Here is a 14,448-nt window from a genome sequence, read left to right as displayed (position 1 = left end):
CTACCGGATCAGTTTCATCCGCGGCCGCCCCAGCGGGCCCAGGCCCTGCTGAGCGATAATGGAAATATTGCTGCCCGAGAGATCGATCCGCCAGGCCAGGATGGCCCCCGCGTCGGTCACGATGTTGCCCGCGCTGGACATACGGACCAGCCCGACGGGCGCGTAGATCAAGCCGTTCCAGTAAATATTGGGGGAACTGACCTGGATCACCGGCGTGGAGGCATCCTTCACGGGACTGAAGAACAGAAGGCTCTTCGCCGTGTAAGCATACAACGGCGAACAGTCAGGGAGGCCATCCCCGTCGATATCCGGACAGTTTTTCATGTCTACGTTAATCCGCCCAGTCGCGGCCACGGTGATGGTGATCGGCGTGGTCCAACCGCTGGGGATCTTCACCGTCACATTTCCGTTCACAAAATAAAGCGCTTCGTTCACCAGGCGGTAAGTGCTGAGGGTGTTCGGGCCACAGAAGCCCTCCGTAGGCGTGTAGGGAGCCGTCGGGTCCAGGGTCACTCCCTGGGCGGAGGAGGGCTGCAGACAGAATTTCCGCCCGGCATCCTGCCAGTAGGTCCCTCCCGGCTGGAACTGGTTGATGGTATACAACGGCTCGAGGATGATCGGCGAGGCTCCTTCACATCCCAGCCCGGCGTCGTTCAGGCCATACGCCTCTCCCCCATATTCGCACACCCCGTTCTCCAGCACCACGTGAGGGGCTTTGCTGGGATCTGCGTTTGTGAGGTTCAGGCCGGCATTCGAGTGAATCCCCCCGTTGATGTAGATGTCGCTCCCGCTCAGGTTCAGGGCGTTTTGATAACAAGGCCCGTTCGTGTTTTCATTCTTGCACAGGGCGGTCAGGGCGTATTCGCCCGAGCTCCAGCCCGGGAAATAGATCGCAGTGGCCTGAGCGCGCACCTCCAGCCAGGCGTGGCCGATCACTGCCGCCAGGAAGGATCGGAAGGGATTCCGAACTACCACCACTACCCCCCGGGCGTTCGAAGGGACCGCGCCAGCCGGGATCGGGATCTGCACGGTATCAGAGATGTAGTAGGAAGCCTGAACGTTTGGGTTCTGCGCATCCCCCGGCTGTCCGCCGGCGTCCGGGATCCCCTGGGCCTCGACGATCTGATGGATCGCCTGCAAGATCGCCGATTCATCGCCAGCGCCGTGCTGGGCCAGCCACAACGCCCGCGTCCCGGCCAGCGCCCCTGCGTCCGCGGCGTTCTGGGCCCGCCGTCGCTGGGCATAAGCCTGGTTGCCATCGACGGCCAGGGCCGCCAGCCCGATCAGGGCCGTCAGCATCAACGCCACCAGCACCAGCGTTTGACCGGAGCGTCCTTGCCCCATGGATCCCCTCCCTCCCTAATTTATGGGCTCGGCAGCTGGCTCGGGCCGAAATACACCCCGTCCGGCGGGAACAGGGTCCGCCCGGCCCGATACCGGATCGTCACCTGAGGCAGCAGGGCCTGGATCATCGGCGTCACCGGCGAGACGGTCACCCGAGCATCGATCACCACCCGGTCCTCCCGCTTCAGCACGAACTTCTTGTCGACCGAAGCGCACTCCACCGCCGGCTGGAATTGTCCGGTGTCGTAGCGGAAGGATTCGAAATACACAAAGTAAGTGCTCTGCGGGACCAGCGCCTGCTTGGGGGTCAGCACCAGCGTGGCCTTCAGGCGATCCAGCAGGGCCTCATAACAAAAGCTGCTCCACTGGGCTTTGGTCATGCTGCTCGTAGGTGCCTGGACGATGGCATACCGCAGGGCCTCCCGCACGCCCCCACCCAGCTCCGCATAGATCAGCAGGATCCGCCCGAAATCCGCGATGGCCATCGCCAGAAACAGCAACAAGGGCAACGCCAGGGCGAACTCCACCAACCCCTGCCCCCTTCGCCGCATCATGCCCTCCGGGATCCTTCCGCGGTTCTTCTCTCATTCACTATACCGCACATCATCCTTATTCGGATACGGTCCTACCGTTTTCATACACTGGTTTATAATTTATAACCGCCTGATGCGGTGTGATTTATTTTTTGCACAACTTGATTAGGGGATCCGCGCGGGAGTCTCGGGCTACGGAGGCGAGACCTCCGGCGTTCCGCTTCTCCGATGTCCCCTGGGGCTTTCCGGTTTTCCGGGTGGGGTAGCCTCCGGCCCCGGGACGTGTGAGGCCACTGTGAGCAGCCGCCTAATACACGCACCGGAGCCGATCGAAGCGGAAGCCCCTGGATCGACCCGTGACGAAAAAACCGGAAAGCCTGATGTGGTCCGCCGTTTCCTCCTTAGGGGATAGAATGGGGAAGACAAGACGCGTCCTCGGAGGGGGATCCCAGATGGCTAAGAAGAAAACCCGGAAGCCGGGGCGCGCAGTGCCCCGCCCGTGGTTGTTCCGCGGGCTGGGGATCGCCTTTCTTCTTCTCCTTGCCGGCAGCCTGCTGTGGTGGATCGGGGCGCAGAGCCGCACATATGCGGCCTTTCAGGAGGCCGCGCGACGCGGCCAGCCCGCGCTGAGCCGGGTGGAGATCTTCCCGGAGGAAGGCCGAGTGCACCTTGCACCCGGCGAGCGGGCTCCCTACCGGACGGATCCTCCGACCTCCGGCCCCCACAGCCCGGAATCGGTCCCCCTGGTTTCTACACCACGGAACAGCCTCCCGAGCGCCTGGTCCACTCCTTAGAACATGGCCTCGTGGTGATCTACTACGACGATCCAGGGCCGGAGGCGCTCCAGACGCTCCGGGCGTGGGCGCGCATGTTCAACGGCCCTTGGGATGGGATCGTGGTCGTCCCCCGGCCCGGGCTCGGGCGGGCGGTGATCCTGACCGCCTGGACCCGCATGCTGCGTTTGGAGTCCTGGGATCCGGAGGCCACTGCGGCCTTCGTCGATGCCTTCCGCGGCCGCGGCCCGGAACGTCCGGTGCGATAAGCGGCTCAGCGAGGCCTCAGGGTGGGGAGGAAGGCGAGGGCCATGGCCGTGGTGGAAGCGAGCATGGCGATGGCCGCCCCCACCCCGCCCCAGCGGGGGATCAGGATCAGGTTCAGGCTCAAGTTCACGGCGGCTCCCAGGGCGAAGACGACCAGAAGCCTTCCCGAGCGCCCTGCGCTGATCCAGACCGTTGATCCCAGGCCGGAAAGGAAGGCCGGGATCCAGGACAGCCCTAGCCACCGCAACATCGGGACGGCCGGAAGATAGCGGGGGCCGAAGGGAAGCCGGATCAGCGGCTCTGCCAGAAGGGCCATCCCGATCGCCATGCTCAGCGGAAGCGCCAGGTAGGCGCCGAGGAGGCGACGGGCCCGATGGGCCGGGGTCTCCTCCCGGGCCAGCCGGGGGAGCAGCGCCACGGCGAGGGCGTTGCTGAGCAACAGACCAGCCTCATAAAAGCGATACGCCAAGCTGTAAAAGCCCGCCTCCACAGACCCCCGCAGGCTCAGGAGCAACAGGCTGTCCGCCCGCGCGTAGAGGGATCCCAGGATCCCGAAGGCCAGCATCTGGAGCCCCTCTTTGAGCGCCTCAGGCATCCACCGTCTCCCGGCGGCCGGCCAGAGCGGCGGCCCCACCCGCCGAGCGGCCATCCAGAGTCCCAAGCTGTCCAGGGCCATCGCCCCCGCGAAGCCGAGCCACAACGCCGTCCATCCCCATCGCGCCGCCAAGGTCATGCCGGTGAGCCCCACCGTGCGGGTGAGGAACACCACCGCGGCCGCGCGGTCCAGCCGACCAACCGCCGCCAAGCGGGCGCCCTGCAGCGGGATGATCAGCATCAGGAACAGCAGCGGGGTCAGTGCCGGCAGTTCCTGCTGGATCGCCGGGGGCGCCACCGCCCCCCACGCCGCCAGCCCGGCCAGCCCCCACAGGCCCGCGATCCAGAGCCCCCGCAGGATCACATACGTCCTCACCCGGGGGGCATCGCCGCGGCTCAGATCCCGAATGATGAGCATCGAGAGGCCGGACTCGCCGCTCTCATGGCCGAAGCGCAACCAGCTCTGAAGGGCGCTGAACCGCCCGAAATCGGCTGGGCCCAGCCAATGCGCCAGCAGGAGGGTCTGAAAGAACCCCAGGAACCGCGACCAGCCGAGGGCCATCCCCCAGAGGGCGGACTGAACAGCCAGCCGCTCCCGCCATCGGGCATATCCGCCTATCCGTCGCAATGTCATTAACTCGATGCGCGCTCGCAGACTCATTTGCCGGATGTCCTCAGAGATCGGCCCCAGGATACCACGAGCCTCGCAGTCGGTCGACCGGCAGTCCCCGATTGTTCCTCTTGAGCAGCTCCCGGTATACTGAGTAACAATCCACGCACATCCTGAGCCGGAGGCCTTCTTCCTCAATGCGAGCACACTTCCTTTCGCATCCCGCGGAAATCCCCTCCGAGCTGCCCTCTGAGGGCTGGCGGGAGATCTCCCTTCCCCATCAGTGGACCCTGGAGGGCATCGAGGCGGAGGTGGGCTGGTATCGACTGGAGCTGCTGGCGGCGACAGGTCCCCGTCGCTGGGCCCGCCTGTATGCGGATTACTTCGGCCGCGCGTGGGCGGATGAACAGTTCCTCGGCGCCCACGAGGGATACTTCGAGCCCTGGCTCCTGGAGCTCCCCCGGGAGCCTCACACCCTCTGGCTCCGCGTGGCGGCCCCGAAGGAGCCTTACGGCACCGTGTGGCCCCGCCTGAAGCGGCAAATCAAGGGGATCTTCGGCCAGCACGACTGCCGCCCCGGCGGGGCCACCGCCCGGGGGCAGGAGCGGGGAACCGGTGGGCTGTGGGGGGGAATCACGATCTTCGAGACCGGGCCGGTGGCGCTGCTCCATCTCACCCATCAAACCTTCCGCCGCCCCCAGGGCTGGCGCCTCCGGATCCAGCTTACCCTGGACGCCCTCGCCGCTGGCCGTGCGGAGCTCACCTTCACCCTCCAGCCGGAGAACTTCGAGGGCTCCTCCTTCACGACCACACGGATGCTGGACCTGGAGGCCGGACGGCAGACGATCTCCCTCATCTGGGATCTCCCGGAACTCCCACGCTGGGAAATCTGGGAGCGGGGCTTTCCCCATCTCTACCGGCTGGAGGCCGCTCTGGGGGATCAACGGGTGACAGCGCCCATCGGCTTCCGAACCCTCGGACAGGAGGGCGCGTGGCTGCTCCTGAACGACCGCCGGGTGTTCCTGCGGGGCACCAACATCATCCCCACCCAGTGGCTGGCCGCCTACACCTCTGAGGACGCTGCACGCGATGTCCACCTGCTGCGAGCCGCGAACCTCAACGCTGTGCGGGTACACGCCCATCTCACCCATCCCGCTTTCTACGAGGCCTGCGATCGGGAGGGGATCCTGGTCTGGCAGGACTTCGCCCTGCAGTGGGGCTATGCCGACGATGAGGCGTTCGCCCAGGAGGCCGTCCGCCAGGCCCAGGCGATGGTGACACACTTCGGGGCGCATCCCTCGATCTTTTTGTGGTGCGCCCACAACGAGCCCACCCACAACCGGTATACCCTGGCGCCCTTGGTGGCGGCGGCCATCCGGGCCGCGGATCCCACCCGACCGGTGAAAGAGGCCTCGGATTTCCGGGAGCACGCGTATCCCGGATGGTATTGGGGCCACATGCGGGACTTCCAGGCGTTGCCCGGCGCGCCGCTGCCCTCGGAGTTCGGGGCGCAGGCACTGCCCCGGGCGGAGCTCCTCCGACGGGTCCTCGGCCCCGACGCCTGGCCGCCGAAATGGGAGACGTGGGTGTATCACAACTTCCAGCCGGAGCAGACCTTCCGCGTGGCAGGGGTGGAGATGGGGGAGCGCCTGGAGGCCTTCGTGGAGAACAGCCAGCGCTATCAGGCCCGCCTCATCGAATTTGCGATCCACACGTATCGGCGGGCCAAAGGACAGATCACCGGCTACTTTCACTTTATGTTCGTCGAGCCGTGGGAAGGGATCACCTGGGCCGTGCTGGATGTGGAACGCGTCCCTAAGCAAGGCTATTTCGCCCTGCAGCAGGCCTCCAGCCCGGTCCTGGTCTCCATCGTCCCGTATGTGGAGCGAGCGGGGGTAGGCCAGCCGCCCCTGCGGGAGGTCTGGGTGATCTCGGACCTGGACCGGCCGCTTTCCCTGCGGGTCTCCCTCCGCCTGGAGGGACCGATGGCCTTCCCCCTGGGGGAGATGACCGTGACCCTGGCGCCCCACGAGGTCCGTCGGGTGTTCGAGGTGATGGAGCTCTTCGAAGCCCCGCTGGACCAGCGGGAGGCCCTGGACACAGCGAGCGCCCTCCTCCGGCAGCTGCCACCCGGACGCTATTCGGTCATCGCGGAGGCCTGGGAGGGGGAGCACCTCTGGTCCCGCCACGTCGTCGAGATGGAATACCTGGAACCCATCGGGCCGCAGGAAGAAGGGTTCTGGTGAACGGATCCTTGCCTCCGGATCCGGAGCGAGGGAAGCGATGGGGAAACGAGGGCGACCGGAGATCTCTTTACGCGGAAAAGGACGGGCGCTGTTCGCCGGCCTCGCTGAGTGGGTGGAGCCGGTGGAGTCATCCCCACCGCCGGAGATGCCGGTCCAGCAGTCTCCCGCCGAACCTTCCGCAGCCCCTCCGGTCTCGGAAGCGCCGCCGGCCTCGGACGTGGAAGCCGGGGCCTCCGGGTCCGGGGAGCGGGATCCCCAGGAAAGCCTTCCCTCCCCAACCCCCGCAGGGGATCGAGACGGAGACGGCTTCCGTTTCCTGGCGATGGAAGCAGCGCGGGCGGCGGCCGTGAGGGCCTCGCCGCTTCCCGAGGCCGCTCCCCCCTCCTGGCGCTGGGAGGCCCCTCCTCCGGCTTCGGAGGGGATTCAGATCGACCCGGAGGGGCCGATGCGGGCGCTGCGCATCCCGGGCCTGCTGGAGCCCGAGGCCGTAGGCCCCATCGCGCCTGCTTTCGAGACATCTATGGAGACCTCTGAAGAAGGAGAGGCATCGATGGGACCTGTGCCCACACCCTCCCCTGAGCGGCTCTCCGCTCCCCGCCCTCGTTCCGTGGACGAAGCCCAACTTCGCCAGCTCCATGGACGGATCGATGAGCTCTACCGGCGCATCGCCGGCGGGGCGATCCCGGACCCGGGCGCCGCGGAGCAAGCGCTCAGCTGGCTGAAACAGGCCCGCGAGGCGCTCCTGAAGCCCGACGGCTACGATGAGGCAGAATACTATTACAGCCTCGCCCTGACCCGATACGCCATCGCCCGCCGGCTCTGGCGCTGGTCATACACCTACGGGCTCTTCGTGTTCCTCTGGGGGCTGGCCTGGCTGGGGGCGTATCTCTATGCGCTCACGGCCGGGCGGGGCTACAGCGCCTGGGTGGTCCCTCCCGGCTATGAGGGGATCTGGGAGCCGATCATGTGGGGCGGCCTGGGCGGGGTCTGCGGGATCTTCTACAGCCTTTACTGGCACGTGGCCATCCGGCGGGACTTCGATCGCCAGTATGTGATGTGGTATCTCGTCCAGCCGATCCTGGGGAGTATGATCGGGATGATCATCTTCATGATCATCACCGTGGGGTTCTTCACCATCCAGGGGACCCCCGCGCCGGCCAATCCGCTTTTCATGTATCTGATCGCCTTCATCGCCGGCTTCCGACAACGCTTCTTCCTGGAGCTCATCGACCGCATCGTTCAGACCTTCACCCCCAACCCGAGGAGCGGGAACTCCTAAGCGAGGAGGGATGGAGGATGCCTCCGCGGCTCGCCTTCGTCTTCCCCGGCCAGGGCTCCCAGTATGTCGGGATGGGCCGGGCGCTGTATGAGCGCTATCCCGAAGCCCGGGCGATCTTCGAGGAAGCCGATCGCCGGCTGGGATACGCCCTCTCCCGGCTCTGCTTCGAGGGGCCGGAGGAGCAGCTAAACGACACGTTCTACACCCAGCCGGCGCTGCTCACCGTCTCCATCGCCGCTTACGAGACATGGCGAACCCGGGGCGGGCTCCCCCCCGATTGGGTGGCCGGCCACAGCCTGGGGGAGTTCTCGGCGCTGGTGGCCGCCGGGGCCCTCGCGTTCCCCGACGCCTTGCGGCTGGTGCAGGAGCGCGGACGATGGATGAAATGGGCCGGCGAGCAGCAACCGGGGGCGATGGCGGCGGTGCTGGGCCTGGAACGGGCGGCCCTGGAGGAGATCTGCGCGGAAGCCCACCGCGAGACCGGCGAGGCTGTGGTGGTCGCCAACGACAACTGCCCGGGGCAGCTGGTGATCTCCGGGGGCCAGCGGGCCATCGCCCGGGCCGGCGAGCTCGCCCGGGCCCGGGGCGCCCGTCGGGTGATCCCCCTGGCCGTCAGCATCGCGGCGCACTCCCCCCTGATGGCCCCCGCCGTGGAACCCTTCCGGTCGGTGCTGGAGACCATCCCCTTCTCGCCGCCCCGCGTCCCGGTGATCGGGAACGTGGAGGCCCGCCCCCTCGATGGCCATCCCGACGCCCTGCGGGCGGAGCTGGCCCGCCAGCTCATCGCCCCCGTCCGCTGGACGGAGAGCGTGCGCTATATGGTGGAGCAAGGGGCGGAGATCTTCATCGAGTTCGGCCCCCGGGATGTGCTGAGCGGCCTGATCCGCCGCATCGCCCCGCATGTGCGCACCCTCCGGGTGGAGGATCCGGAGACGCTGACGCAGGCCCTGCAGGCCCTCGGTTGAATCAGCGCTCCAGGACCCAGGGGTCGATGGCCCGCTCATAGGAGAGGATCTCGTCCTCGCGGAAGAACAGCCCGATCTCAAAGGCGGCGGTCTCCGGCCCGTCGGAGCCGTGGACCAGATTGCGCCCGATGGTGAGGCCGAAGTCCGCCCGGATGGTCCCCGGCTCCGCCTTCGCCGGGTCGGTGGCCCCCATCGTCTTGCGCACCACCTCGATGGCCTGGGGCCCCTCCACCACCATCGCCACCACCGGCCCCGAGGTGATGTAACGGATCAGCCCCTCATAGAACGGCTTGCCCTGATGGACCGCGTAATGCCGCGCGGCCAGCTCAGGGGTGATCCGCATCATCTTCAGCGCCACGATCTTCAATCCGCGGCGTTCCAGACGGGAGATGATCTCCCCGATCAACCCCCGCTGCACCCCATCCGGCTTGATGAGCACCAGCGTCCGCTCCATGAACCGCCTCCATTGCGCAGGGTTTCGAAAGTGGTCTGGCAAACCGTTGATCAGGGCGAAGTCCAACAGGCCTCCAGCACCCCGATTCCCTGAAAGGCCAGCTCGACCCGCCAGAGGCCCTCCCCGGCCCGCTCGGTTGGACACGGCCTCCCGTTCCATCGGATCTCCGGCACATCCCCCTCATCCGGGATCCCCAGCCAGACGAACCCTCGCGCGCGGGCTTCCCGGCGGAGCACCCAGCGCCCCCAGGAGGCTTCCTCCTCCCCCTCCACGACCTCCGCACCCGGCGGGATTCGAAGGGTGGAGCCCACCCACTGCGGACCGGGTCGGATCGGCCGCAGAAGCCAGAGGGCCGCTCCATGCGGCGGCAGGTCCACCGGGAGGTTCCCCCTCAGCCGCTGGGCCCGGCCGGACCAGCGCTCAAAGCCCCAGGCCGACTCCGGCAGGCCGAGGTCGCTCAAAGGCAGCGCCGCCCGCCAGGGCCGATCCTCCGGATTCAGGAGACCCACCCACACCGCCGGAGCGCCGCAAAGGGTTCCCGCCCGGCGCATCACCCGGGGGAACTCCCGTTCGAAAAGATCCCGCACCTCGGGCCGCTCCCCCGTGGGGGGAAGCAACGCCGCCCAGAGCGCTCGCCGCTCCTCCGGAAGCTCCGCCACCGGGTCGCTGACCAGGACCATCCCCCCGCTCAAGGCAACGGCGGTGAGCATCAGGCGGACCTCATCCTCCGTGAGGGAGGTGGCATGGACGCGCAGCAGCAGACAGTCGGGATCGTTCCACCACCATCGGCGATGCATCCAGGAGCGGGTGAGGGTGTTCCGGATGGCGTTCCGCGCCGCCGGAAGGCTGCGCTCGGCCCGAAAGGGACGGCGCAGGCCGAACATGCGGGGCTCCCAGTGGGGCGCCACATCCGGGCCGATTCGCATGCCGTCCACCAGGCCGATGGCGGGGCCTAAGGGACAGCCACATCCGAGCAAGAAAGCGGACTCCCCGGCCGCCTCGCGGATGGCCCGGAGCCCCCGGCGGAGGGCCTGCGCCCGGGTGGCCTTCGGATCATAACGGCGACCGGGGAGCGCTGCCGCATAAAGGAAATCGAGCTTCAGGTAAGGGAAGCCCCAGCGATGGACCACCGTGCGGATCAGATCCCGAAGCCATTCCTCCACGCCGGGATGAGTGGGATCCAGGGCCCGGAGCCAGCGATACCAGTTGAAGCCGGCGGAGACCGGACGGCCCCGCGCATCCCGCAACAGCCAGTCGGGATGCATCCGGACGACCCCCGCCTCTGGCCATGCCAGGAAGGGCGCGAGCCACAGGCCCGGCGTGAAGCCTGCCTCCCGGATCTCCTGGGCCAGCGGGGCCACCCCCTCGGGGAAACGAGGACTGAACCGGGTCCATTCCCCCACCGCCGTCTGGAAGCCATCGTCGATCTGGATCAGCTCCACAGGGAGGACTTCCCGCCATGCCGCCAGCGCCTGCAGGTTCGAACGGATATCGGCATCGCGCACGCGCGTGTAGTAGAAATACCAGGAGCACCAGCCGGAAGGAGCGTGCGGCGGGATCCGGGGCTGCATCGCTCGGGCGACCGCCTCCGCATAGTCCCCGAACGGATCGGGATCGGATACCTCACGGATCTCTACCCAGACCCACTCGGAGGGGATCTCCTCCTCCGGGGCGACAGAGATCCCATCCAGCTCCGCATACACGTGCAGCTGGGGCATCCCGCGCGTGTCCAGCTCGATCTTGACGAACTGATCCGCCGTGGTGATCTGGCCGACGATCAGCGCCCGCTCCCCCACGATCAGGGCGGCGACCAGATCGCTGCGTCGCACACCCGGGGGTCCGGGAGGGGTCGCCACATCGAAGGTCATAGGGGCGCCCAGGGGCCCGAAAAGGGTCCCGGCGTCCCGGCCTTCCACCGGGGTGGTTCCGGCGAAGCTCCATGAGTGAAACCCATTCCGGTAGAATCGCCAGCGGGAAAGCGGCAGAGGAGCCGCCACCGGCCCGGTCAGCACCGCCGCCCGGCGCAGGGCGATGGAGGAAGCCGCGCGCCGGCGCAGGAGCAGTCGGACAGCCGTCGCCGCCCTGTAGCGGCGCAAGAGACGGATCGCCTCCCAACCGGGCGCCTGGAAGACCTGTCGGAGCTCCTCGCCGGATCCGTGGAGATCGGAGAAGGGGAAGCGCTGTTCCTCCACCAGACGCCAGGCGGTCGACGGCCAGGTCTGACCGTCGACCGCCTCGAGGGCGATCCCCGCGGTCCACCGCAGGCCGGAGGGGTCCAGGAAGGTGAACATCAACGAATAGGCCTCCGGGGACGGGGATTCAGATTATGGGATCAGCAGGATCTTCCCCACCGTCTGGCGGGAGGCCAAGCGGCGGTGGGCCTCCGCCGCCTGCTCCAGCGGGAAGGTGGAGTCGATGAAGACCTTCAGTTGGCCGGTGGCCACCAGATGGAGCACCTCCCCGGCCCGCCAGAGCAGCTCCTCGCGGGTCAGCAGGTAGTGCCACATCGAGGGGCGGGTGAGGAACAGGGAGCCTTTCTGGTTCAGGATCTGAGGATCGATGGGAGGAACCGGCCCGCTGGATTGACCGAAGAGCACCATGTAGCCGCGGGGACGCAGGCAGTTCAGGCTCTTCTCGAAGGTGTCCTTCCCCACGGAGTCGTAGACCACATCGACGCCGCGGCCGTCGGTGAGGCGCTTGACCTCCGCTTCAAAGTCCTGCTCGGTGTAGAGGATCACCGCGTCCGCCCCCAGGTCGCGGACGACCTCGGCCTTGGCAGGGGAGGAGACCGTGGCGATCACCCGGGCGCCCCGGCGCTTCGCCATCTGCACCAGCAGCGTCCCGACGCCCCCAGCGGCCGCGTGGATGAGACAGGTCTCGCCGGGCTTCAGGGGATACGTGCTGACGCTGAGATACTGCGCAGTGATGCCCTGGAGGAGGACCGCCGCCGCTTGCGGGAAATCGATGGCGGGGGGTAGCTTCACCAGACGATCCGCGGGCACCACATTGTATTCCGCGTAGGAGCCGGAGACCCCGGCATATGCCACCCGATCTCCTTCCCGGAACTCCGTCACCCCAGGGCCGACGGCGACCACCTCGCCCGCCCCCTCCTGCCCGGGGATGAAGGGGAGCGAGATCCGGTAAAGGCCGGTCCGATGATAAGTGTCGATGAAGTTCACCCCGATGGCTCGGAGGCGGACCAGGACCTGGCCGGGGCCGGGGGTGGGGATAGGGATCTCATCCACCTGAAGGACTTCGGGGCCGCCGAACTGATGGATCCGAACCGCGCGCATCGTCTCCTGCCTCCGCGTGAGGATGAACCGCCTCGGTGGGCGCCTTTGCAGGCCCGCCGGGGAAAGCACGCTCCGAACGGCCTTTGAGCACACCGGCCACGGGAGCGGATGGGAATCGAACCCACCCCGGGCCGCGCCGCGGCCCGACACCGGTTTTGAAGACCGGGGGCCTCACCAGAGGCCAACCGCCCCCAGAGAGGGATTATAGCGATTTTCCGCTTCCATAGAGAGAGGGGCGAAACAAGATCGGGGCAGGGTTCTCCTGCCCCGATCGGTGCCCTGGGCCGGAATACCGATGAACGGCGACGGCTTATTGCGGCTTGGCCGGCGGCACGTTGGTCTTGATCGTGCCGTCCTGCAGCCCCTTCTCGATCTCCGCCAGCTTCTGGCGGACCTCCTGGGGGACCTGGCTCTCCAGGTCGTGGAAGGGCGCCAGGCGCACTGGGCCGATCACGTTGCCGCCCTGCCACTTCCCCTCATAGGCGGCCTTGATCAGGTTGAAGGTCCCCTCGGTGAGGTCCTTCATGGCGCTGGTGAGCAGGACGCTGCGGGCCTCCGGCACCGTGTAATACTGATCAACGTCCACGCCGATGGCCAGGCACTTCTTGGTCTCCGCGCAGGCGATGAGGGCCCCGTTGCCCGTCTTGCCGCCCGCCCCGAAGATCACATCCACGCCCTTGTCCACCAGGGAGAGGGCGGTGGACTTGCCCCACTCGGGGTCGGTGAAGGTCTTATCCAGCCCCACGTCGTTGTGGTAGACCACCAGGACCTCGACGTCGGGGCGGACGTATTTGGCGCCGGCGCGGTAGCCCTCGCCGAATCGCCACACCGGCGGGACGGCGTCGGTGCCCAGGACGGCGCCGATCTTGCCGGTCTTGCTCATCAGGGCAGCCAGGGCGCCGGCCATGAAGCCCGCCTTGTCCTCCTCAAAGATCAGCCCAGCGACGTTGGGGATGGTGCTCTCCTGGAACTGATCGACGCCGATGAACTTAACGTTGGGATACTTCTGAGCCGCCTCGCGGGTGGCCTCCCCGAGGGCGAAGCCCACGGTGACGATGACGTCATAGCCGGCGTCCGCGAACTGGGCGATGTTCTTCATGTAATCGTTGGGATCCTGGGTCTCGATGTATTTGGCCTCCACGCCCAGCTCCTTGACCGCCTTCTGCACACCCTCCCAGGTGCCCTGGTTGAAGGACTTGTCGTCGATCTTGCCCACATCGGTCACCAGGCCCACCCGGAAGGGCTTCTTCGCAGGCTCCGCGGCCTGGGTAGGCGCGGCAGGCTGGGTGGGGGCAGGCGTCGCGGGTTGAGCACACGCCGCCAGCAGCAGGGTGAAAACCAGGGCGGTCAGGGCCCAGATTCGGATCCGTTTCGGCATTGTGACCTCCTCTCCTCCGTGACTTTCGGGACGAACGGCCAGGGCACACCCCGGATTATAACGGGCCTCTCCCGGTCCGACAAGGCCCCGCTCCGCATCCCATACCTTGGCCTTTCGGCCTCAGGAATGGCCTCCGGCCCGAAAGGCGGGGCCGGGATCCACCGGGCGTGAGCGAGTCGCCGGACGCCGTCGCCCGACAGCGAAGCCATCTCTCCATCCCCTCTCCGAACGCTTCGCCCCTTTTCGATCGCCCATATGATCCCAAAGTCCCCAAGCTTGTGATTTTCCGCACTAAAGGTTGTGACAGAAGACACAACCCCGGAGCGGGATCTCCGGTTATCCTGTTAACCGGATAACCGGAGAGGAGTGGGGGATGCAGCGGCCGACCCGGCAGGAGATTTATCAGCTTCACGCGGAGATCTGCGCGGGCCTGGCGGATCCCACCCGGATCCTAATCCTTTACGAGCTGGCGGAAGGCCCGCAAACGGGCACGGCCTTAGCCCGGACCCTGGGGCTTCCCCAGTCCACTGTCGCCCGCCATCTCCGGGTCCTGGCCTCGAAGGGGCTGGTGATCGCCACCCGCCGGGGCGGCGTCGTGGAATACGCCCTGGCGGATCACCGGGTGATCCAAGCCCTGGATCTGATGCGGGCGGTCATGCTGGATCGCATCCACCTCTACCAGCACATCGCTCAGTCCTGAAAGGAGGCCCCG

The 14,448-nt window shown here is 67.2% G+C and carries 13 protein-coding genes and 1 tRNA gene; 6 read left to right on the top strand and 8 right to left on the bottom strand.

The annotated features are described in order from the left end of the window. Positions 1 to 1,344 (bottom strand): pilus assembly protein TadG-related protein, encoded by a 1,344-nt coding sequence (locus tag CFB18_RS00805; RefSeq protein WP_088569913.1) that lies wholly within the window; start codon positions 1,342 to 1,344, stop codon positions 1 to 3. A gap of 20 nt (positions 1,345 to 1,364) precedes the next feature. Continuing rightward, on the bottom strand, positions 1,365 to 1,895 hold the full coding sequence (locus tag CFB18_RS00800; RefSeq protein ID WP_200808006.1) for a TadE/TadG family type IV pilus assembly protein: 531 nt from the start codon (positions 1,893 to 1,895) through the stop codon (positions 1,365 to 1,367). Between the two features lie 434 nt (positions 1,896 to 2,329). Here CFB18_RS00800 and CFB18_RS15735 point away from each other — a divergent pair, with 434 nt between their 5' ends. Further along, a complete protein-coding gene (locus CFB18_RS15735) occupies positions 2,330 to 2,671 on the top strand; it encodes a hypothetical protein (RefSeq protein ID WP_234976986.1) in 342 nt (113 codons plus the stop codon). A gap of 11 nt (positions 2,672 to 2,682) precedes the next feature. Beyond that, the gene (locus CFB18_RS15730) at positions 2,683 to 2,919 is read left to right on the top strand and encodes a DUF3105 domain-containing protein (protein WP_234976985.1); all 237 of its coding nucleotides are present in this window, start codon (positions 2,683 to 2,685) and stop codon (positions 2,917 to 2,919) included. A gap of 5 nt (positions 2,920 to 2,924) precedes the next feature. On the opposite strand, the gene CFB18_RS00790 is transcribed toward CFB18_RS15730, so the two are convergent. Next, positions 2,925 to 4,172: an oligosaccharide flippase family protein gene (locus tag CFB18_RS00790; RefSeq protein ID WP_088569911.1), complete on the bottom strand. Its 1,248-nt coding sequence runs from the start codon at positions 4,170 to 4,172 to the stop codon at positions 2,925 to 2,927. 146 nt (positions 4,173 to 4,318) lie between these two features. Between CFB18_RS00790 and CFB18_RS00785 the strand changes: the two genes are divergently transcribed. The 3 genes from CFB18_RS00785 to fabD are packed head-to-tail and all read left to right on the top strand — an operon-like array spanning position 4,319 to position 8,611. Continuing rightward, positions 4,319 to 6,367: a glycoside hydrolase family 2 TIM barrel-domain containing protein gene (locus CFB18_RS00785; protein ID WP_088569910.1), complete on the top strand. Its 2,049-nt coding sequence runs from the start codon at positions 4,319 to 4,321 to the stop codon at positions 6,365 to 6,367. 37 nt (positions 6,368 to 6,404) lie between these two features. Beyond that, complete coding sequence (locus CFB18_RS00780; protein ID WP_088569909.1) at positions 6,405 to 7,646, top strand: hypothetical protein; 1,242 nt, start codon at positions 6,405 to 6,407, stop codon at positions 7,644 to 7,646. A 17-nt stretch (positions 7,647 to 7,663) separates the two neighbouring features. After that, positions 7,664 to 8,611 carry an ACP S-malonyltransferase gene (gene fabD, locus CFB18_RS00775; RefSeq protein ID WP_088569908.1) on the top strand — a complete coding sequence of 316 codons (948 nt, stop codon included), beginning with the start codon at positions 7,664 to 7,666 and terminating at the stop codon, positions 8,609 to 8,611. 1 nt (position 8,612) lies between these two features. On the opposite strand, the gene ndk is transcribed toward fabD, so the two are convergent. The 5 genes from ndk to CFB18_RS00750 all read right to left on the bottom strand — a co-directional run bounded on the left by ndk (position 8,613) and on the right by CFB18_RS00750 (position 13,736). Beyond that, positions 8,613 to 9,065 (bottom strand): nucleoside-diphosphate kinase, encoded by a 453-nt coding sequence (gene ndk / locus CFB18_RS00770; RefSeq protein ID WP_088569907.1) that lies wholly within the window; start codon positions 9,063 to 9,065, stop codon positions 8,613 to 8,615. 50 nt (positions 9,066 to 9,115) lie between these two features. Further along, positions 9,116 to 11,356 (bottom strand): glycoside hydrolase family 36 protein, encoded by a 2,241-nt coding sequence (locus CFB18_RS00765; protein WP_088569906.1) that lies wholly within the window; start codon positions 11,354 to 11,356, stop codon positions 9,116 to 9,118. A gap of 33 nt (positions 11,357 to 11,389) precedes the next feature. Further along, positions 11,390 to 12,358: a quinone oxidoreductase family protein gene (locus tag CFB18_RS00760; protein WP_088569905.1), complete on the bottom strand. Its 969-nt coding sequence runs from the start codon at positions 12,356 to 12,358 to the stop codon at positions 11,390 to 11,392. A gap of 99 nt (positions 12,359 to 12,457) precedes the next feature. Next, positions 12,458 to 12,551: transfer RNA gene (locus CFB18_RS00755), tRNA-Sec, on the bottom strand. Positions 12,552 to 12,668: 117 nt separating this feature from the next. Continuing rightward, positions 12,669 to 13,736 carry a BMP family lipoprotein gene (locus CFB18_RS00750; RefSeq protein WP_088569904.1) on the bottom strand — a complete coding sequence of 356 codons (1,068 nt, stop codon included), beginning with the start codon at positions 13,734 to 13,736 and terminating at the stop codon, positions 12,669 to 12,671. A 373-nt stretch (positions 13,737 to 14,109) separates the two neighbouring features. On the opposite strand from CFB18_RS00750, the gene CFB18_RS00745 reads away from it, so the two are divergent. Continuing rightward, the gene (locus CFB18_RS00745) at positions 14,110 to 14,436 is read left to right on the top strand and encodes an ArsR/SmtB family transcription factor (RefSeq protein ID WP_088569903.1); all 327 of its coding nucleotides are present in this window, start codon (positions 14,110 to 14,112) and stop codon (positions 14,434 to 14,436) included. The last annotated feature ends 12 nt before the right edge of the window (positions 14,437 to 14,448 follow it).

Origin of the sequence: Thermoflexus hugenholtzii JAD2 (assembly GCF_900187885.1) — a bacterium.
In the GTDB taxonomy this organism is placed as follows: domain Bacteria; phylum Chloroflexota; class Anaerolineae; order Thermoflexales; family Thermoflexaceae; genus Thermoflexus; species Thermoflexus hugenholtzii.
This window is presented reverse-complemented; position numbering and strand designations above follow the sequence as displayed.

Excerpts from the sequence above, each read along its gene's own strand:
- CFB18_RS00785 (WP_088569910.1), top strand. The coding sequence starts at position 4,319 with ATGCGAGCACACTTCCTTTCGCATCCCGCGGAAATCCCCTCCGAGCTG.
- ndk (WP_088569907.1), bottom strand. The coding sequence starts at position 9,065 with ATGGAGCGGACGCTGGTGCTCATCAAGCCGGATGGGGTGCAGCGGGGG.
- CFB18_RS00790 (WP_088569911.1), bottom strand. The coding sequence starts at position 4,172 with ATGAGTCTGCGAGCGCGCATCGAGTTAATGACATTGCGACGGATAGGC.
- CFB18_RS00805 (WP_088569913.1), bottom strand. The coding sequence starts at position 1,344 with ATGGGGCAAGGACGCTCCGGTCAAACGCTGGTGCTGGTGGCGTTGATG.
- CFB18_RS00745 (WP_088569903.1), top strand. The coding sequence starts at position 14,110 with ATGCAGCGGCCGACCCGGCAGGAGATTTATCAGCTTCACGCGGAGATC.
- CFB18_RS00800 (WP_200808006.1), bottom strand. The coding sequence starts at position 1,895 with ATGCGGCGAAGGGGGCAGGGGTTGGTGGAGTTCGCCCTGGCGTTGCCC.
- fabD (WP_088569908.1), top strand. The coding sequence starts at position 7,664 with ATGCCTCCGCGGCTCGCCTTCGTCTTCCCCGGCCAGGGCTCCCAGTAT.
- CFB18_RS00780 (WP_088569909.1), top strand. The coding sequence starts at position 6,405 with ATGGGGAAACGAGGGCGACCGGAGATCTCTTTACGCGGAAAAGGACGG.
- CFB18_RS00765 (WP_088569906.1), bottom strand. The coding sequence starts at position 11,356 with ATGTTCACCTTCCTGGACCCCTCCGGCCTGCGGTGGACCGCGGGGATC.
- CFB18_RS00760 (WP_088569905.1), bottom strand. The coding sequence starts at position 12,358 with ATGCGCGCGGTTCGGATCCATCAGTTCGGCGGCCCCGAAGTCCTTCAG.
- CFB18_RS15735 (WP_234976986.1), top strand. The coding sequence starts at position 2,330 with ATGGCTAAGAAGAAAACCCGGAAGCCGGGGCGCGCAGTGCCCCGCCCG.
- CFB18_RS00750 (WP_088569904.1), bottom strand. The coding sequence starts at position 13,736 with ATGCCGAAACGGATCCGAATCTGGGCCCTGACCGCCCTGGTTTTCACC.